We start from the raw sequence: 19,041 nt of genomic DNA, 5'->3' as shown, positions 1-19,041 counted from the left end.
GGCATGGACTACGGCCGCGGGCCGCTCCCGGCGGGGCGGGAGCGGCTTACGCGGAGCGAAAGTCGATGACGGGGATGACGGGGATGACCTGGTGCTAGGCGTCGGCGACGGCTCGTAGGGGGCTGAGGGCGGCGGCACGGCGGGCGGGCAGGGCGGCGGCGACCGCGCCGACGGCGAGGGAGAGCAGGACCACGAGGGCCAGGGTGGGCCAGGGCGGTGAGAAGGAGTACTGCGGGATCGCGCCGTTCATCAGGCCGCTGACCTTCCACGATCCGAACAGCCCGCCGGCCAGTCCGAGCAGGGTGCCGAAGGCGGCGACGCAGACGGCCTCCAGGCGGATCATGCGGCTGATGCCGGAGCGGTCCATGCCGATGGCGCGCAGGACACCGATCTCACGGGTGCGTTCCGAGATCGACATGGCGAGGGTGTTGATCATGCCGAGGGCGGAGATCAGTACGCCGATGGCGAGCAGCCCGTACATCATGGTCATCAACTCGCCGGCCACGCCGGCCTGTTCCTGGACGAGCTGGTCGCGGTCCTGGACCTTGAGCAGCGGGCTGTCGCTCACGGCGGCGCGCAGGTGCTTCTCCAGGTCCTTGGACACCGCGCCGTCGGTGGTGCGGACCAGGACGCGCTGCACGGAGTGGGGCAGGTAGCTGTCCTTCTGCACATCGGCGCGACTGCCGAGGACGTCCTGGGCGGTGGGGTTGTCCTGGTAGACGCCGACGACGGTGTACGGCCGGTCGCGGTCGCCGGTTCCGGGGCCGATGCTCGCCTTGATCCACTCGCCCGTGGTGACGCCGTGGTCGTGGGCGAAGCTCTGGGAGACGGCGACCCTGCCGGGGCCGAGGTCCTTGGCGGAACCGCTGAGGAAGTGGAGCTTCATCACGTCGTCCACGCTCTTCGGGGCGACCCCGGAGATGTCCTTGGCGTAGGCGCCGGCACTGATGACGGAGTCCGCCACGGCGGAAGTGGTCCGCACACCGGGCACGTCGGTGACGCGCTGGATGAACAGCGAGACGGCGGCGAAGATCAGGGGCAACCGCTCGTAGCTGTGGGTCCTTCCGCCGATGTAGACGGACTGCTGCTCGGCCTGGGCGCTACCGGTGGTGGCCTCGGCGCGGTCGGCGGGCAGGACGGCGGTGATCCGGTCGGCGAGTTCGAACTGGCTGGTGCCCGGCTTGGCGGTCAGGTCGATCCGGTTGTAGTGCCCCGGGGCGGCGAACAGCTTCTGGGCGGTGGCCTTGTCGAGCACGGCCAGGTTGCCACCGGCCTTCACCTGGCTGTCGTTGGAGGACACCAGGCCCACCAGGCGCTTCTTGAGAACCGGTCCGTCCTTGGCGAGGGTGACGGTGTCGCCGAGTACGTAGCCGCCGGCGGCCGCGGTGCCGCGGTCCAGCGCCACCTCGCCGCTGTTGCGGGGGGCGCGGCCGGCCGTCAGTGGGTAGCGGCTGTCCTTGCCGTCGGCACCCGGAATGTAGGAGTCACCGAACTTGCCCTGCATGCTGTCGGCCCGCATCGGTGTGCCGTCCTTGGCGGACGGGGTGACCGAACCCTCCGCGGCCGGGCGGACGGAGGCGACGCCGGGGACGGTGGACAGCTTGCTTACCAGAGTGTCGTCCAACGCACTGGACTGCTCGTTGAGGGAGGCACCCGGAGGGTCCTTCGGCATCACTCTGACGGCGATGTCCGCGAAGTCCCGGGACATGGCGGCGCGGTAGGCGGCGGTGGTGGAGTCGGCGAAGACCAGGGAGCCGGTGATGAACGCGACGCCGAGGCAGACCGCGAGCACGGTCATGATCAGACGGGCCTTGTGCGCAAGGACGTTGCGCAGGGCTGTTCGCAGCATGGTGAGCTTTCGACGGGGGAGAGAAGGACGACGGCGGGCTGACGGGTTCGGTCAGGAAACGCGGCCCTGGGCCTCGAACGCGAGCATCCGGGCGAGTACGGAATCGGCGGTCGGGGCGTCCAGCTCGTCCACAAGCCGGCCGTCGGCCAGGAAGACCACCCGGTCCGCGTAGGAGGCGGCCAAGGGGTCGTGGGTCACCATCACCACGGTCTGGCCCAGTTCCCGCACCGAGTCGCCCAGGAAGCCCAACACCTCCGCACCGGAACGGGAGTCGAGGTTGCCGGTCGGCTCGTCGGCGAAGACGATCTCCGGCCGGGAGGCCAGGGCGCGGGCCAGGGTTGCGCTGGAGGAAGGGAAGGCGTGTGACATGGAAACTCCGCCGGGGGTACGACGGCCCGCGAGGAGTTCCGCGAGCCGGTGGACGTATCCATCCTCACGGCCCTGAACTGCGGAAACATCGTGCTGGAGGCGGGAGTTGGTCTCGGTCGAAGGGTCGGCTTCCGCCGGCCTTTCTCTGCCAAAGGTCAGGGACCCGGCCGGGAGACCTCTGCCTTGGGGGAGGAACGGAGCGGGAACGCCACCGGCGGCCGGGCGGCGTGGATACGGCATGGCCCGGCGGGCGGTCGCGTCCGGAGGCCAGGTTGGTCCGGAGGCCAGGTCGCGTCCGCCTCGAAGGTGCCGCCGAGCAGCTCGACCCGTTCGCGCAGGCCCGGCAGGCCGCGCCCGGTCCCGGCCTCGCGCGGCGCCGTGGCCGGGAGGGGGGACGCGCCGTTGCGGACCGTCACGCCCACCGTCCGGTCGTCGTGCTCGACCCGCACGGTGACATGGGAGGCCGCCGCGTACCGGTGCACATTCGTCAGGGACTCCCGCACCACCCGGTGCACCGCGCGCCGCACCTGCGCCGGGCGCATGTCGAGGTCGGGGCCGCGCCATTCCAGCCGCACGGCGATCCCGCCGTCGCACGACCCCGCGACCAGCGCCTCGACATCGGCCCGGGTGCCGGTGGCGTCGGTGAACGCGTCAGGACCGGTGTCCCGGCCGAGCGGACCGAGAACCCCGAGCGCCTGACGCAGTTCGCGCATCGCGTCCCGGGTGGCGCCCCGGACCAGGACGGCCTCCTCGCGCAGCTCGGAGTCGGCCTCGCCGAGGGCGAGTTCCAGGGCGCCGGCATGCAGCGAGATGAGACTGAGCCGGTGGCCCACCAGGTCGTGCATCTCCGCGGCGATCCTGGACCGCTCGTGGGTGCGGGCCTCGCTGTCCGCGGACCGGCGGGCTCGCTCGGCCGCGTCCCCGCGTTCGCGCAGCGCCCGCAGCAGCCGGGCCTGCTGCCCGTACACCGTCCCGACCAGGCCGGGTACGACCACGGCGGTCACCGCCAGGACCAGCCCGAGCTCCAAGCCGTATGCGGCGGCCCGGCCGGTGCCGAGTGAGGGACCGGTCGCGGTCGCGGACGCCATGATCAGCAGACTCGCGCCGCCCAGCAGCCGGACCCGATGGCGCGGACGTACCGTACCGATCGCCACCGTGTACGGCGGCGGCCGCCGTCACCGGGCCGACGACGGGCGCCGCCCCGGCCAGGACGGCGAGGACCAGGAGCGCGGCGTCGGGCCGACGCCGCCGCAGTGGGAAGATCGCGATGGCGACCGGGATCACGGAGAGCTGGAACGTGGCGTGCGGCAGCTCCCATAGCCGCAGGGCGACCGCCCACAGGCACAGGGCGGCCACCGCAACACCGGCCGTCTCCCCAACGACCCGGCCACATCGTCCCGAAGGCGTGGGTGATCTTCGACTCGGTGAATCCACCCGGTACCCGACGGTCGGCCGGGGCGTCGGCGTCACCCAGGGCGGCGATGGCCGGCGCGGCGACCCCGGCCAGGCTTATGGCCAGCAGCGGCGCCATCACCAGCGCTGTTCGTCGTCGGCTGCGTCGGCGTCGGCCATGCGGAGACGTCATGGGAAAAGCTCCTCCCGGGCGGCGATGATCGACCGTCCCGAAACGGTGAGTGGTACTCAAGGAACCGGTCGGGGGGCGATCCGGGTTGCCTCACACCGCCGTGTCCAGCGACTCCCGGATCCGGGCCGCGGCCGTCCGCAGGTGGTGCAGGGCGAACCGGGCGGTCGACGTGGGGACTCGGCCGACGGGTACGGTCACCCCGACCGTCTGGCCTACCATCTCCAGCGCGGTGGGCAGAAGCGCCAGTTGGTCGTCCTCCTGTGCGACGAGCTGTGGCAGCGCGGCCACCATATGGGTCTCCCGCAGCAAGGTGCGCAGGGTCAGGATCGAGGTGCACTCCACCCTGTTCTCGGGCAGCGACAGCCCTCGCCGCCACAGGGCGTCCTCCAGTTCGTGACGCAACGCCGTCTGGGTCACCGGCACCACCCATGGGTAGTCCAGCAGGTCCTCCAGAGCCGGTGCGCCATGGGACAGCACCGGGTGGCCGACGCCGGTGACCAGCCGGATCGGTTCCTGGTAGAGCGTGTGCTGCCGCAGCCGGGACTCTTCCGTCGGCACCAGCCTGCCCAGGGTGAAGTCCAGCCGCCCGGCCAGCAGATCCTGGGTCAGCAGGTCGGGCGTGGCCTCCCGGACGACCACCGTCAGGCGGGGACGCTCCGCCTTGAGCGCGGCGATGGCCCGGGGAAGCAGCACATTGGCCCCGGCCAGGTGGGTGCCGATGGTCACCGTGCCCGCCGTACCGGCGGACAGTTCGGTCATATGCCGCCCGGCCTGGCGCAGCTCGGCGACCACGGTCCGGGCGTGGTCGAGGAACGCGCGTCCATGCGGCGTCGGCGTCATGCCGCGCGGGCCCCGTTCGAAGAGCTCCACCCCCAGCAGCGACTCCAGCTCGCGCAGGCCACGGGTGAGCACGGGCTGCGTCACATGCAGTTGCTCCGCGGCGCGCATCAGGCTCCCCTGGTCGTCGATCGCGGTGAGCATGACGAGGTGGCGCAGCTTCAGCTTTCCCTTGAGCAGGTCGTCGGGCCGCATGGATGTCTTCCTCGCCTTCGTCACCAGCAGCTATGTCGGTCGGACATGGCTCCGAACCGAATAGGCATTATCCAGGCATGCCGCGTTCCCGCAATGCTCTGTTCACCGGAGGCACAGCCGACGGCGAACGCTTGGAGGTCATCGGCACATGAACGACGTACAGCCCGCACCCCGGCAGGGGCGGGGGCCCGCGCACTATGTCGGCGGACGGTTCGACGACTCGGGAGCCCGCTTCCCGCTCGTGTCACCGGCCGACGGAACAGAGATCGGCTCCGTCCCGGAGGCCGATTCCCTCACGGTCGACCGCGCTGTCCGTGCCGCACGTCAGGCTCTCGCCGGTCCGTGGGGCGACACCACGGCCGAGGAGCGGTGCGCGGTGCTGCGTCGTATCGCCGACGGCATGCAGGCCCGTTTCGAGGAGTTCGTCGCCGCCGAGGTCGCCGACACCGGCAAGCCCGCCGCACTCGCCCGCGGCGTCGACATCCCCCGCGGTATCGCCAACTTCCGCGCGTACGCCGACCTGGCCTGGGGCCGCGCCGAGCGGTCGTTCGCCACGCCGACCCCGGACGGCGCGGGCGCCCTGAACTACACGGTGCGCCGCCCCCTCGGCGTGGTCGCCGTGGTCTCGCCGTGGAACCTTCCGCTGCTGCTGCTGACGTGGAAGGTCGCCCCCGCGCTCGCGGCGGGCAACGCGGTCGTCGCCAAGCCCTCCGAACTCACCCCCTCCACCGCCACCCTGCTGGCCGAGGTCATGGACGAGGCCGACGTCCCGTCGGGCGCCTTCAACCTGGTCCACGGTTTCGGCGAGAACAGCGCGGGCGCCTTCCTGACCGCCCACTCCGACGTGGACGCGGTCGCCTTCACCGGCGAGTCCGCCACCGGTACCGCCATCATGCGGGCCACCGCCGAACGCCTCGCCCCCGTCTCCTTCGAACTCGGCGGAAAGAACGCCGGGATCGTCTTCGCCGACGCGGACTTCGAGGCCGCCGTCGAGGGGACGGTCCGCTCGTCCTTCACCAACGCCGGCCAGGTCTGCCTGTGCACCGAGCGGGTCTATGTCGAACGTGGCATCTACGACGACTTCGTCCAGGCGGTCGCCGAGCGCGCCCGCGAGCTGCGCCTGGGCCTGCCCTACCAGGACGACACCCAGATGGGCCCGCTGGTCTCCGCGCTCCACCGGGACAAGGTCCTCGGCTACTTCCGTCTCGCCAAGGAGGAGGGCGCGAAGATCCACGCCGGCGGCGGCGTGCCGGTCTTCGGCGACGAACGCGACGGCGGCTTCTTCGTGGAGCCCACCGTGCTCACCGGCCTCGGCCAGGACGCTCGCGTCGTCCGCGAGGAGATCTTCGGCCCCGTCTGCCACATCGCACCCTTCGACGACGAGGCCGAGGCCGTACGCCTGGCCAACGACAGCCCCTACGGGCTCGCCGCCACCGTATGGACGACCTCGCTCTCCCGCGCCCACCGCGTGGCGCCCCGCCTGCACTCCGGAGTCGTCTGGGTGAACTGCTGGAACCTGCGTGACCTCCGGACTCCCTTCGGCGGTGTCAAGGCGTCCGGCATCGGCCGCGAGGGCGGCGAGCACTCCCTCGACTTCTTCTCCGAGCCCGTGAATGTGTGTGTGAAGCTCTGATGACCGCCGAGAACACAGGAACCGCCGAGCCGATGAGCACCGTGACACCGGACGTGGCCACCCTGGCGCGCACCCTTGACGACGCGGCTCTGCGGGCGCGCGCCGTCCCCCGCCTGACCGACACGGCCGACCTCGACGTCGAGGCCGGGTACGCCGTGCAGCGCGCCCTGGTCGAGCGGCGGCTGGCCCGCGGCGAGCGCATGGCCGGCGTCAAGCTCGGTTTCACCAGCGAGGCCAAGATGCGCCAGATGGGTGTGGACGATCTGATCTGGGGCCGGCTCACCGACGCCATGCGCTTCATCGACGGCGCCACCGTCCGTCTGGACCGGTTCGTCCACCCGCGCATCGAGCCGGAGATCGCCTTCCTGCTCGGCAGGCCGGTCACCGGCCACATCTCCGACGAGGAGGCTGCCGCCGCCGTCACGGCCGTGGCGCCCGCGTACGAGATCATCGACTCCCGCTACGAGGGGTTCCGCTTCTCCCTGCCGGACGTCGTCGCGGACAATTCCTCCTCCTCGGGCTTCGGCGTCGGACCCTGGCGCGAGGTGCGCTCCTTCGACCCCGTGACCGGGCTCGCCGACCTCGGCATGGCACTCGAGGTCGACGGACGCGCCGTCGAGACCGGCAGTTCCGCCGCCATCCTGGGCCACCCGCTGCGCTCGGTCACCGCCGCCGCCCGGCTCGCCGCGGACGCCGGGCTCGTGCTGGAGAAGGGCTGGGTCGTGCTCGCCGGAGCCGCCACCGCCGCCGTGCCCCTGGAACCCGGCCGTCAGGTGAGGGTGAACGCGGGGCGGCTGGGATCCGTCGACATCATCACCGAGGGGGAGCGGGGCCGATGAGCGAGCAGCACACCGTGTCCACCGGCGCCATCACCGTGAACGGCAAGGCCCGCCCCCGCGGACGCTTCCCGCATATGCGCCGCGCCGGAGACTTCGTCTATGTCTCCGGAACCAGCTCACGCCGCCCGGACAACACCTTCGTCGGCGTCCAGGTCGATGAACTCGGCACCACCCGACTGGACATCGCCGCCCAGACCCGCGCGGTCATCGAGAACATCGGCGACCTCCTCGAAGCCGCCGGCGGAAGCCTCGCCGACGTGGTCAGCGTGACCACGTACCTCGTCAACATGAACGACTTCGGCGGCTACAACGACGTCTACGCCGAGTTCTTCGACGAGAACGGCCCCACCCGCACCACCGTGGCCGTCCACCAGCTTCCCCACCCCCACCTCCTCATCGAGATCTCCTGCGTGGCGTACCTGCCCCGCATCCGCACGGAAGGCTGACACATGGTCATCAAGCACGACCTCAAGCCGTTCAACTTCCAGCAGTGGATCGACGATCACCAGGACCTCCTCAAGCCGCCCGTCGGCAACGTCCAGATCTGGGAGGACGCCGACCTGATGGTCACCATCGTCGGCGGTCCCAACCAGCGCACCGACTTCCACGACGACCCGGTCGAGGAGTTCTTCTACCAGCTCAAGGGCAACATGGTGCTGCGGGTGATGGAGGAGGAAGGCCGGCCCCCGGTCGATGTGCGGATCCGTGAGGGCGACGTCTTCCTGCTCCCCGCACACGTGCGGCACTCCCCGCAGCGTCCCGAGCCGGGCAGCATCGGCCTCGTTGTCGAGCACGCCCGCCCCGAGGGCGCGCTGGACGGCTTCGAGTGGTACTGCACCGAGTGCCACCACCTGGTACACCGCTCCGAGGTCGCGCTGATCTCCATCGTCGACGACCTGCCGCCGCTGTTCGCCGCGTTCTACGGCGATGAGAAGCTCCGTACCTGCGGGCACTGCGGGGCCCCGCACCCCGGCAAGGAATGGCCCGAGCATCTGCGTCCCGTGCCGCGCGCCCCCGAGCGGTGACACCACCGCCCCCACGTCTGCCGAGCCTGAACGGAGCACCAGTGACCGTCGTCGATGTCCACGCGCATGTCTTCCCGCGCATCTCCCGCACCGAGTCCCGCATCCTGGACGCCGAGAACGGCCCCTGGCTGCGCGAGGACGAGGGCGGGGCCGGGATGATGATGAGCGGGACCACCGAGTACCGCCCGGTCGGCGTCGAACTGTGGGACGCCGCGACGCGGATCGAGCAGATGGACCGCCAGGGCGTCGACATCCAGGTGGTGTCCTCGACGCCGCTGATGTTCGGCTACAGCGCGGATGTGTCCCGGGCCGCCCATTGGTGCGAACTCGTCAACGACCGCATCCTCGGCCTCTGTTCCCACGCCCCCGACCGGCTCGTGCCGCTGTGCCAGGTGCCGCTCCAGAACACCGAGGCGGCCTGCGAGGAGGTCACCCGGGCGATGGCCAAGGGCCACGCGGGCGTTCACATCGGCAACCACATCGGCGACCGGAATCTCGACGACGGCGCGCTCCGTGAATTCCTCGCGCACTGCGCCGGCGAGAACGCCGCGGTGTTCGTCCACCCCTGGGACATGCTCGCCCCGGAGCGGATGCCGAAGTACATGCTGCCCTGGCTCGTGGGCATGGCGGCGGAGACCCAGCTCAGCATCCTCGGACTGATCCTCTCCGGCGCCTTCGAGGAACTGCCGCGGAACCTCCGGCTCTGCTTCGCCCACGGTGGCGGCAGCTTCCCGTACCTGCTCGGCCGGGCCGACAACGCCTGGCACCGGCGTGACATCGTCCGCAAGGACTCGCCCCAGCCGCCGTCGGCCTACCTCGACCGCTTCCACCTGGACTCGGCCGTCTTCGACCCCGGCGCCTTCAGACTCCTGGTCGATGTGATGAGCCCCGAGCGGGTCATGCTCGGCACCGACTACCCCTTCCCCCTCGGCGAGGAGGAGCACGGCGCCCTCGTCCGCGGCAGCGATCTGTCCCCGGCCGACCGCGATCTGATCCTCGGCCAGAACGCCCTGAAGTTCTTCGGTATCGGCAGCCCCCGCGACGGCATGACCCAGGCGCGGGCATGAGCGGGACCGAGGCGACGGCCTGGCCCGGGCCCGGCGCCTGAAGGCCGCCACCACCCACGAGCGCCTCGACGGTCCGATCGCCGGCGCAGCGGATAAGTCCGAGTCGTAGTAAGCCAGCCCCCCACATCTCGCCGCACCCGCCCCACGGGCGGGTGCCCGTCCCCCGAGGTGAAGCCCGCATGACTCCGACCGACAGCAGAACTTCCGGTAGCCATCAGGCCAGGCGTGTCGCCTGGGCCGCCTTCATCGGAAGCGCCATCGAGTGGTACGACTTCTTTCTCTACGCCACCGCCGCGGCGCTGGTCTTCAACGCGCAGTTCTTCCCGTCCGCGGACCCGGCTGTGGGCTCCATCGCCGCTTTCGGCACGCTCGCCGCCGGCTTCGTCTCCCGGCCGCTCGGCGGTCTGGTCATGGGTCACTTCGGTGACCGCTACGGGCGCAAGAACACCCTGATCGCCTCTCTGTTGATCATGGGCCTGTGCACGGTCGCCATCGGCCTGATACCCACCTACTCCGCCATCGGCGTGGCGGCGCCGATCCTGCTCACGCTGATGCGTGTGATCCAGGGCATCGGCCTCGGCGGCGAATGGGGCGGAGCGGTCGTGCTGACCCTCGAGCACGCACCGGAGAACCGCCGCGGCCTCTACGGCGCTGCCCCGCAGATGGGTGTGCCCGCGGGTCTGATCGCCGCCAATCTCGCGGTGCTGGGGCTCACCCGCGCTCTGGGCGAGGACGCCTTCAACTCCTGGGGCTGGCGCATTCCCTTCCTGCTCAGCCTCCTTCTGGTCGCTGTCGGCATGTACCTGCGGCTGAGTATCGAGGAGAGCCACGCCTACAGCGAACTCGCCGAGCCCGCCGTGCGGCAGAAGCTCCCGGTCGCCGAAGTCCTCCAGGAACACTGGCGCTCGGTCCTGCGCGCCTGCTTCGTCGTCGTCGGCAACTCCAGCGTGGCGTACGTCTTCATGACCTATGTGCTGTCCTACGGCAAGCAGACCCTGCACATCGACGCGACCTTCCTGCTGCTGAGCGTGATCGGCGGTGCCGTGATGTGGCTGGTCTCGGCCCCGTTCTGGGGACAGCTCGGCGACCGGTGGGGACTGCGCAGGCTGTTCCTGACCGGCGGGTACATCCGGGTCGCGTGGGCGCTGGCGTTCCTGCCGGTGGTGGACACCGGGAACAAGCCGCTGATCTTCGTGTTCATGCTGTCGATGGGCCTGGTCCTGTCGATGACCCATGCCTCGGTGGGCGTGATGACGGCCCTCATGTTCCCGCTGAAGGTCCGTTACACCGGTTCCTCCGCCGCCTACCAGATCGGCTCGTTGCTCGGCGGCGGCATCACTCCGCTCGTCGCCGCCTCCCTGATGAAGGCCACCGGTACCTCGATGAGCATCACCCTGTACATCCTGGCCGTCGGCCTGATCAGCCTCGCCGCCACCAAGGGGCTGTCCAAGGACGACGTCGGCGAGGGCGTCAGCGCCGCCGAGCGGGAACCGCAGCCGCAAAAGGTCTGATGACAGCCGGAAAGGACAATCATGGAGCTCGTCATTCTGGGCAGCGCCGGCGGTCCACAGCCGCATCCCGGCAAGGCTGCCCCGGCCACCGCGGTCGTCGTCGACGGCGACATACACGTCATCGACTGCGGCAATGGTGTGGGACGGCAGATCGTCTCGGCCGGCCTGGAGCTGACCGATCTGCGGTCGGTCCTCGTCACCCATCACCATGTCGACCACAACGCCGACCTCGGCGCCCTGGTCCACCTGGCGTGGACCGCGCCCCGGTGCGAGCCGGTCGACGTCTACGGGCCCGCCCCGCTGGAGTCGATGATCAAGCAGTACCTCGAGCTCAACGAGCCCGACATCAGCCACCGCGAGGGCCTTGGCCGGCCGGCCCTGGCAGGTGTCTTCCGGCCCCATGAGGTCTCCGGGCCCGGCACCGTCCACGAGGCCGACGGCGTACGGATCAGCGCCGCCGTCGCCACACATCCGCCGATGCCCTCGTTCTCCTACCGCGTCGACGCTCACGGAGGCTCCGTGGTCGTCTCCGGCGACACCGCCCGCTGCGACGAGGTGGTCGAACTCTCCCGGGGCGCCGACGTCCTCGTCCACGAGGCGTACTCCCCGGACCACCTCGCCGAGTTCATGGCGGGCTCCAACACCAGGATCGAGCGCCTGCGACAGCACTTCGCGCAGGCCCACACCAGCGCCGAGGACGCGGGCCGGGTCGCCGCCGAGGCCGGAGTGCGCACCCTCGTCCTGTGGCACCTGATCCCATGGCAGCTCTCCGACGAGGAGTACGCCGCCCAGGCCGCACGGACCTTCGACGGGGAGATCGTCGTGGCACACGACCTCCAGCGCATTCCCGTCTGACTCCGCTCATGGAACCTGGCCCCGCACTCTGCCCGGGATGCCGCGGACAGGTGACGGCGCCCCTCCCGCGACTGGGAGGGGCGCCGTCGGGTGTTCCGCCGTCGGAGCGGGTGGGGTCAGCCGTCCAGCATTCCCGAGGTGTCGATGACCTGACGGATCGCCCGGCCCGAGGCCAGCTCCTCCATCGCCGTGTTGATGCCGGTCAGCGGCAGGGTGCCGGTGTGCATCCGCTCCACCGGCATCCGGCCCGCCCGCCACAGCTCCAGGAACCGCGGAATGTCGCGGCGTGGTACCGCGTCGCCCATGTACGAGCCCAGCAGGGACTTGCCCTCGCCCGCGAACGTCAGCGCCGGAACCTCCAGCACCCGGTCGGGGGCGGGCAGGCCCACCGAGACGGCCCTGCCGCCCCGGGCCACGGCCGTCAGGCATTCGGCCATCACCTTCGGGCTGCCCACTGCCTCGACGGCCAGCTCGGCACCGCCGGAGGTGAGGTCATGAATCGCCTCGACGGCCTCGCCGGGGGCGTAGGTGTGGCTCGCGCCGAGCTGGAGCGCCAGCTCGCGCTTCTCCGGTACCGGGTCGACCGCGATGACCGGGTACCCGCCCGCCGCGTGGGCACCCAGCACCGCGGCCAGGCCCACACCGCCCAGACCGTAGACCACCGTCGACTGGCCGGGGCGCAGGGACGCGGTGTTGACGACGGCTCCGGCGCCGGTCAGGACCGCGCAGCCGAACATCGACGCCACCGTGAACGAGATGTCCCGCGGGATCGGTACCACCGACTCCTGGGCCAGCACCGCGTGCTCGGAGAACGCGGAGACGCCGAGCTGATGGTGGACCGGGTCGCCGGAAGCGTCGGTCAGCAGCGACGGGCCGTGCAGCAGCGCACCCGACCCGTTCGCCGCGGCGGCCTGTGCGCACAGGGCGGGCCGGCCTGCCGCGCAGTCGGCGCAGAAGCCGCAACTGGGCACGAAGACCAGGGCCACATGGTCACCCGGGCGGACCCGGGCGACGCCCGGTCCGGTCTCCTCCACGACGCCCACCGCCTCGTGCCCCAGCGCCATCGGCAGCGGGCGGACCCGGTCGCCGTTGACCACCGACAGATCCGAGTGACAGAGCGAGGCGGCCGCGATCCGGACCAGCACCTCGCCCTCGCGCGGGGCGCCCAGCTCCAGCTCCTCCACCTCGACCGGGCGGGTCTCGGAGTAAGGGCGGGCGGTCGATATGCCGCGCAGCACCACCGCACGGGTCTTCATGCCCGCACCTGAGGCCGCGGGGCGCAGCGCAGTACGTCACGGCTCTCCAGCAGCGGGACGACCTTGCCGAGCACGATCTCCTCGAAGTGCGAGGTGGCGCAGTGTGCGGTGAAGGCGGCCTCGGAGACGTACTCCTCGTACAGCACGATCGCCCGCGGGTCCTCGGTGCCCTGGTGGACGCGGTAGCCGAGATTGCCCGGCTCCTGGCGGGACGCGGCGGCCATCGCGTCGAGCAGGGGGAGGACGGTGTTCTCCTCGCCCTCCTTGGTGCGGTAGCGGGCGACGACGACGTATGACATGGGGGCTTACTCCTGGGAGGGGGCGGCAGGTCGCTTCAGTGCGGAGGGCGGCACCGGCGGCAACTGGTCGCGGCGCAGATGCCAGAGGCGGGCGTCGGACGTGGCGGTCGCGGCCGACCCGAGGGCCAGCGCGAGCGCCACGTCCGCGGGGGTTTCCACGAAGCCCGCGGCGACCGAGGGGGACATCGCGCGCTGTGCCCGCGCGGTCATCCGGCCGATGATCGGCGCGGGCATGATCTCGACCAGGTCCGGTGTCCCGCGCGAGATCGCGTCCAGGGAGCGGGACAGATTGGACCGGTCGGTGACGAACACCTTCATCATCGTCAGCAGGCCCAGCGGCCGGCCCTTCTCGATGAGGGAGAGCCGGGTGCTGACCACGCCGTGCGCGCCCAGGCTCTTGATGTAGTCCAGCGCGCCCCGGTCCTGAGCGAGACCGGGGGTGCTGTCCACGTTCACGAACACGGTCTTCCCCGCCCGGACCAGTGCCGGCACCACCTTGGGCAACTGCCCCACGGTGAACGAGGCGAGAATGCACACCTTGGCCGGTGCGGTCAGGAACTGCCGCAGCGGCTCGGTGCCGATCACCGACGCGACGACCGGCACCTCGGCGAAGGCGGAGGCGAGCCGCGGCACGAGCGGGGCACCGGAAGGGGACGGGGAAGGGGCCATGGTGAGGACCTGCCTGGGGAAGGAGGGGAGACGTGGCTGATCAGGTCAGTTCAGCGGGGATGCGCCGAATCGACTGGGAAGGCCCAGCTTGCCAGGGTTGAGAATGCCCGCCGGGTCCAGGGCCTGCTTCACCGCGACGAACGTCGCGAAGCCCGCCCCGAGGGATTCCTCCAGGTAGGGGCCGCGCAGCAGACCGCAGCCATGGTGGTGGCTGAGCGCCGCCGCGTGCTTGATCAGTACGGCGTTGGCCGCGTCCCACACCGAGCGGTACCAGTCGCGGCGAGACTCGGGCGCCACATCGCCGCGCAGCGAGAAGTAGACGCAGGCGCCGTCGGTGTACGCGTGGGACTGGTGGGCCGAGGCGGCCAGGGTGCCCGGCACCGACTGGATCGCGGCGACCACCTCGTCGTAGATCACCGGGAGGTCGGTCCAGGACGCGGCCATCTCCAGGGTGTCGGCGACGAAGCCCGGACCCGGCTTGAAGCCGTCGGCGGACTTGCCGACCAGCATCCGCTCGTCCAGCCAGCGCTCGAAGACCGCCTTGCTGTCCAGCTCGGGGCCGTACGCCGCGCAGACCTCGGTGGCCACCTTGATCGAGGCATCGACGATGGCCGGTTCCCCCTCGTCGGCGATGAGCAGCAGGTTGGTCTCCGGGTGGCCGAAGTGGGTGCCGGACTCCAGGGTGTCGTACAGCCGCAGGACGGCCGGGGTGGCACCGCGCTGCATGATCCTTCGGCAGGCGTCCAGGCCCTCCGCGAAGGTGGCGAAGCCGAACGCGACGGCGCTGGCGTACTGCGGCAGCGGGTGGACCCGCAGGCGCGCCGAGACGATGACACCGAGGGTGCCCTCCGAGCCGACGAACAACTGGCGCAGGTCCGGGCCGACCGCGGCGCGGGCGTAGTCGCCGTAGGTGGCACGGGTACCGTCCGCGTGCACCACGTCGACGCCGACGACCATGTCCTCGATCTTGCCGTAGCGGGTGGAGAGCTGACCGGCGCCGCGGCAGGCGATCCAGCCGCCGACCGTGGAGACGGCGAAGGCGGACGGCCAGTGGCCGGTGGTGACGCCGTACTCCTCCTGGAGGTGCTTCTCGAAGAGGTCGCCGAACATGCCCGCCTGGACGTCCACGATGTTCGACTCGGCGTCGAAGTCGGTGATCCGGTTCAGCCGGCAGACGTCCAGGACGACGCCGCCGAAGACGGGGAGCGCCGCGCCCGTGACATTGGAGCGGCCCGCGGAGGGGGTGACCGGGATGCCGGCCTCGTGGCAGATCCGCAGCACGGCCGCGACCTGGTCGGCGTCGGCCGCCTCGACGATCACGGCGTTCGGGGTGGCGGGACGGCCCTCGGTCTCGCCGATCATCGAACCGGCCCACCAGTCACGGGTCCGGGTGACGACCTCGTGGCGGGAGGTGTGGACGGTGTGCGCGGCCTCGCGCAGCGCCTCGACCACGCTCTCGGGGACCTCGACCGGGTTCACCTGGAGGGCGGCCTCGCCCGCCCCGATCGGGGTGTTGCGCGCCCACTTGGCGGAGCTGGGGGCGCCGACGGTGTAGTCGCCCCGGTTGAACGGGTGGGTGATGGTCTGGCGGCTGATCATGCTGCTGCCCCTTCGAGGAGTACGGACTTTTCGTGGTGGACGGCCGCGAGGTACTCGGCGACCGAGCGGTCGACCTCGGCCTCCGAGAGGTTCAGTTCCTGGCCGAGGATCGCGCCGACGGCCTCGGCGGCGTCGAGGGAGGCGTCCCGGGCGAACAGCCGGGCGCGCGTCCGGCGGGAGAGGACGTCGTCGACCGAGCGGGCCAGCTCGGCGCGGGCCGCGTAGACGACCTCGGCCTTGGTGTAGGGGAGTCCCGCCACGATCGGCTCGGCCAGCGCCGGATCGTCCTGGATCAGGTCGCCGACGAAGCGGGCCTCGGTGCCGAAGCGCTCGCCCAGGTGCGCGGCCAGGCCACCGGACGCGGCGACGGCTTCGGCGTCGTAACCGGCGCCGCCGAGCAGCGGGAGGTCGGTGGTGCGGCTCTTCCCCCTGCGGCCGAGGACGGTCATCACCTTGTTGATGACCAGCTCGCCCATGTGCCGGCTGGTGGTGAGCTTGCCGCCGGTCACCGTCACCATGCCGGTGCGGCCGACGGTGATGTGGTGGTCGCGGCGCATATCGAGCGTGGCGCCCTCGCCGCCGCCCACCAGCGGGCGCAGACCGCCGATGGAGCCGACCACATCGTCCGGGGTGAGCTTCCCCTCGAAGGCGGTGTTGGCCCCGTCCAGCAGGAAGTCCATCTCCTCGCGGGTGCAGTGCACATCGTCCGGGGAGCCCTGGTAGTCCTCGTCGGTGGTGCCCAGCACGACGCTGTTGCCCCAGCGGGTGCAGGTCGCGCGGCGGGCCCGGCCGGGGATCGGCACGGTCACCGTGCAGTTGATCCGCACCTTGTCCCAGGGCACCACGATGTGCACACCCTTGGCGGGGCGGACCTGCGGCCGGTGACCGTCGTCCGCCTTCGCGTCGAGCTCGTCGGTCCACACCCCGGTGGCGTTGACGACGGCCCGCGAGCGGATGTCGAAGGTGTCGCCGTCCGCCGTGACCCGGGCACCGGCCACCCGGTCCGTCTCCATCAGCAGGCCCTCGGCCCTGACACCGTTGAGGATCGTCGCACCGAGCGCGGCGGCGGTGCGGACGATGGTCAGGACGAGCCGGGCGTCATCGGCGCGGGCATCGAAGTACATCAGCCCGCCGCTGAGGTTCTCCGCGCGCAGGGTCGGCGCCTGCGCGAGAACCTCGGGGACGGTGAGCCGCTGGTGGAGCTTGCCGATCCGCCAGCCGCCGACCAGGTCGTACGTCCACAGCAGACCCTCGAAGCCCTTGGCGAGCCGGGCGTCGAAGATGCCGTCCTTCTCCAGGATCGGGAAGAGGAACGGCAGCCGGTGCACCAGATGCGGCGCGTTCTTCCGGAAGCGGTGGCGCTCCAGGAGCGAGTGGCGGACCAGATTGACATTGCCCTGCTCGATATAGCGCAGACCGCCGTGCACCATCTTCGAGGACTTCGACGAGGTGCCGGAGGCGAAGTCGTCCTTCTCGATCAGCGCCGCGCGCAGCCCGCGCGAGGCGGCGTCGAGCACGGCATACGCACCGGTGATGCCGCCGCCGATGACAAGCACGTCGTAGGTGTCGTCGGCCAGTTGGCGCTTGATGGCGGCCCGGTCGAGCAGCAGCGGCGTCCGACGGGTCGCCGCGGCGGTGCGCCGCGGTTTCCGGGCGGGCATGGTGATCACAACATCAACTCCTGGTGTTTCGGTACGGCGGCCGCGTGGTCGGCGGGCCGTCAGTGCGACGGCCGGTGGGCCGTCAGTGGGGGGTGTGCGGTTCGGGCGGGCCCTCCCGCAGGGGGAGCAGCCCGGGGTCGTTCAGATGGGCGATCAGCACATCGCGCCAGGCGGCGCGCAGTTCGCCGCGCTCGGCCGCCGTGATCGACGGCTCGAATACCCGGCCCTGTGGCTGCGCCTCGACGATCTCTTCGAGCGAGGGCCACAGGCCCTGGGCGACACCCGCCAGATAGGCGGTGCCGCGCAGGCTCGCGGTGGCGGAGTCGGCGACCCGCTCCAGCGGCAGGCCGGTCAGATCGGCCTGGATCCGCAACAGCGGGTCGCTGCCGGCGACACCGCCGCCCACCCGGAGCCGGGTGAACGGGGTGCCCATGGTGTCGGCGACCCCGTCGATCAGATCGCACACCGAATGCGCGATCCCTTCGAGCACGGCGCGGGCGAGATCGGCGCGGGTGGTGGCGAGGGTGAGCCCGGTGAGGGACGCGGTGGCCTCCGGATGCCAGACCGGCGTACGGACCCCGGCGAGCGCCGGGACGAAACGCGGGGTGCGGCCCGGCCGGGTGGGGACCCGGCCCGCTTCCTCACCGAGCTCCTTCGGCGACGCGAACAGGCCCAGATCGTCACAGAGCCAGCGCAGCGCCGAACCCACGGTGGAGGTGTATGCCTCCAGGCTGTAGTGGCTGATGTCGCCCTGCCGCCGGCCGGGCTGGGCGAGCACCCCGGAGATGTCCGGCCGGGGCAGGGCGGGCGTGGTGCCGGTCGCCGCGTCGACGAAGGCGCCGGTCCCGTACATGCACATGCCCTGCCCGACGGCGAGACCGCCGAGCGCGACGAGTGCGGCGTGCTGGTCGCCCATGGAGGCGGCCAGTGGGACGGTGATCCCGAGGGCGGCCGGGTCGGTGGTACCGAATCCGGTGTCATCGGAGCGGAGCTCCGGCAGCAGGTCGAGGGGGAAGCCGAGGTGGCTGATCCACTCCTCGTCCCAGGCGTGCCGCTCCAGCAGATAGCCACCGGTGGACGCGGCGTTGGTCGGCGTGGTGGCGTGGACGGCGCCGCCGGTGAGGCGCCAGATCAGCCAGGTGTCGACGGTGCCGAAGAGCAGCCGGCCCCGGCGGTGCGCGGCGGCCACCTCGGGGTGCTCGGCGATCTGCCGGGCGGCCCAGAGGAACGGGGCGCGGGCGCCGACCGGCCGGCCCTGCCGGGCCAGCAGGACGGCGTCCCACTCCGCCTCGTAGGCGGTGAGCTCAGGGGCGTACCGGCGGTCCTGCCACACCACCGCGGGCAGTAGCGGCTGCCCGGTGACCCGGTCCCACAGCATGGCGGTGGCCCGCTGGGTGGAGAGTGCGACGGCGGTGATCTCGATGCCGTCCTCGCGTGCCCCGCCGACGGCCCGGCGCGCCACCTCGAGGGTGGCGGTCCAGATCTCCATCGGGTCCTGCTCGACCGAGAGGTCATTCGGATGGCTGACCTTGATCGGCCGGTAGAACACCTCGTGGGTGGCGCCCGAGTCGAGCACGACTCCGGCCCGGGTGCCCGTGGTGCCCTCGTCGATGGACAGCACACCACGCCGTGGGGCGGCGCCGGGGAACGTCTGGGTCATGGCAGCTCTTTCATTCGAGCACCGCGAGCGAGCCGTGCGGAGGGAACGGATATGGAGGGGAACGGATGTGGAGGGGACGGATATGGAGGGGACGGAAGGCGGACGGGAAGGGATGGGGAAGCTTTGGGGAAG

The 19,041-nt window shown here is 71.3% G+C and carries 17 protein-coding genes and 1 pseudogene; 8 read left to right on the top strand and 10 right to left on the bottom strand.

Translation table 11 applies throughout. The features are described from left to right. Positions 1 to 94: 94 nt before the first annotated feature. The 3 genes and pseudogenes from ACK1X7_RS09715 to ACK1X7_RS09705 form a co-directional block, all read right to left on the bottom strand. Positions 95 to 1,849, bottom strand: coding sequence for an ABC transporter permease (locus tag ACK1X7_RS09715; RefSeq protein WP_413114957.1), 1,755 nt, complete (start codon positions 1,847 to 1,849; stop codon positions 95 to 97). Positions 1,850 to 1,900: 51 nt separating this feature from the next. After that, a pseudogene (locus tag ACK1X7_RS09710) lies at positions 1,901 to 2,269 on the bottom strand (hypothetical protein); the annotation flags it as partial. 104 nt (positions 2,270 to 2,373) lie between these two features. Beyond that, entirely contained in the window at positions 2,374 to 3,306 is a 933-nt protein-coding gene (locus tag ACK1X7_RS09705) for a sensor histidine kinase (protein WP_413114956.1), read from the bottom strand. On the opposite strand from ACK1X7_RS09705, the gene ACK1X7_RS09700 reads away from it, so the two are divergent. Further along, positions 3,305 to 3,538, top strand: a complete 234-nt coding sequence (locus ACK1X7_RS09700) for a hypothetical protein (RefSeq protein ID WP_390792497.1) — start codon at positions 3,305 to 3,307, stop codon at positions 3,536 to 3,538. The genes ACK1X7_RS09705 and ACK1X7_RS09700 overlap by 2 nt on opposite strands. Positions 3,539 to 3,893: 355 nt before the next feature. On the opposite strand, the gene ACK1X7_RS09695 is transcribed toward ACK1X7_RS09700, so the two are convergent. Continuing rightward, complete coding sequence (locus ACK1X7_RS09695) at positions 3,894 to 4,835, bottom strand: LysR substrate-binding domain-containing protein (protein ID WP_361504104.1); 942 nt, start codon at positions 4,833 to 4,835, stop codon at positions 3,894 to 3,896. 148 nt (positions 4,836 to 4,983) lie between these two features. Between ACK1X7_RS09695 and ACK1X7_RS09690 the strand changes: the two genes are divergently transcribed. From ACK1X7_RS09690 to ACK1X7_RS09660, 7 genes are all read left to right on the top strand, one after another. Continuing rightward, positions 4,984 to 6,468, top strand: a complete 1,485-nt coding sequence (locus ACK1X7_RS09690; RefSeq protein ID WP_413114955.1) for a 2-hydroxymuconic semialdehyde dehydrogenase — start codon at positions 4,984 to 4,986, stop codon at positions 6,466 to 6,468. Next, entirely contained in the window at positions 6,468 to 7,307 is an 840-nt protein-coding gene (locus ACK1X7_RS09685; protein ID WP_385140266.1) for a 2-keto-4-pentenoate hydratase, read from the top strand. The genes ACK1X7_RS09690 and ACK1X7_RS09685 overlap by 1 nt, the downstream gene beginning before the upstream one ends. Then, the gene (locus ACK1X7_RS09680; protein ID WP_361504096.1) at positions 7,304 to 7,753 is read left to right on the top strand and encodes a RidA family protein; all 450 of its coding nucleotides are present in this window, start codon (positions 7,304 to 7,306) and stop codon (positions 7,751 to 7,753) included. Before ACK1X7_RS09685 ends, ACK1X7_RS09680 begins: the two co-directional genes overlap by 4 nt. 3 nt (positions 7,754 to 7,756) lie before the next feature. Continuing rightward, positions 7,757 to 8,332, top strand: coding sequence for a 3-hydroxyanthranilate 3,4-dioxygenase (locus ACK1X7_RS09675; RefSeq protein WP_385140260.1), 576 nt, complete (start codon positions 7,757 to 7,759; stop codon positions 8,330 to 8,332). Positions 8,333 to 8,373: 41 nt separating this feature from the next. Next, positions 8,374 to 9,399: an amidohydrolase family protein gene (locus ACK1X7_RS09670; RefSeq protein WP_385140258.1), complete on the top strand. Its 1,026-nt coding sequence runs from the start codon at positions 8,374 to 8,376 to the stop codon at positions 9,397 to 9,399. A gap of 179 nt (positions 9,400 to 9,578) precedes the next feature. Continuing rightward, the gene (locus ACK1X7_RS09665) at positions 9,579 to 10,910 is read left to right on the top strand and encodes an MFS transporter (protein WP_385140256.1); all 1,332 of its coding nucleotides are present in this window, start codon (positions 9,579 to 9,581) and stop codon (positions 10,908 to 10,910) included. A 21-nt stretch (positions 10,911 to 10,931) separates the two neighbouring features. Further along, a complete protein-coding gene (locus tag ACK1X7_RS09660) occupies positions 10,932 to 11,765 on the top strand; it encodes an MBL fold metallo-hydrolase (protein ID WP_413114954.1) in 834 nt (277 codons plus the stop codon). 116 nt (positions 11,766 to 11,881) lie between these two features. Here ACK1X7_RS09660 and ACK1X7_RS09655 read toward each other — a convergent pair whose 3' ends face one another. The 6 genes from ACK1X7_RS09655 to ACK1X7_RS09630 form a co-directional block, all read right to left on the bottom strand. Next, entirely contained in the window at positions 11,882 to 13,021 is a 1,140-nt protein-coding gene (locus ACK1X7_RS09655; protein ID WP_413114953.1) for a zinc-binding dehydrogenase, read from the bottom strand. After that, positions 13,018 to 13,320 carry a putative quinol monooxygenase gene (locus ACK1X7_RS09650; protein ID WP_216344191.1) on the bottom strand — a complete coding sequence of 101 codons (303 nt, stop codon included), beginning with the start codon at positions 13,318 to 13,320 and terminating at the stop codon, positions 13,018 to 13,020. Before ACK1X7_RS09650 ends, ACK1X7_RS09655 begins: the two co-directional genes overlap by 4 nt. Before the next feature lie 6 nt (positions 13,321 to 13,326). Continuing rightward, a complete protein-coding gene (locus ACK1X7_RS09645) occupies positions 13,327 to 13,989 on the bottom strand; it encodes a glycerol-3-phosphate responsive antiterminator (protein ID WP_385140253.1) in 663 nt (220 codons plus the stop codon). Positions 13,990 to 14,034: 45 nt separating this feature from the next. Beyond that, positions 14,035 to 15,588 (bottom strand): FAD-binding oxidoreductase, encoded by a 1,554-nt coding sequence (locus ACK1X7_RS09640; protein WP_385140250.1) that lies wholly within the window; start codon positions 15,586 to 15,588, stop codon positions 14,035 to 14,037. Further along, positions 15,585 to 17,258, bottom strand: a complete 1,674-nt coding sequence (locus ACK1X7_RS09635) for a glycerol-3-phosphate dehydrogenase/oxidase (protein ID WP_361506558.1) — start codon at positions 17,256 to 17,258, stop codon at positions 15,585 to 15,587. The genes ACK1X7_RS09640 and ACK1X7_RS09635 overlap by 4 nt, the downstream gene beginning before the upstream one ends. A 73-nt stretch (positions 17,259 to 17,331) precedes the next feature. Continuing rightward, entirely contained in the window at positions 17,332 to 18,909 is a 1,578-nt protein-coding gene (locus ACK1X7_RS09630; protein WP_390792502.1) for an FGGY family carbohydrate kinase, read from the bottom strand. Positions 18,910 to 19,041 lie beyond the last annotated feature (132 nt).

It is taken from the genome of Streptomyces sp. CY-1, assembly GCF_047218265.1.
Taxonomy (GTDB): domain Bacteria; phylum Actinomycetota; class Actinomycetes; order Streptomycetales; family Streptomycetaceae; genus Streptomyces; species Streptomyces niphimycinicus.
The sequence above is the reverse complement of the archived record's forward strand: the minus strand, read 5'-3'. Positions and strand labels throughout refer to the sequence as shown.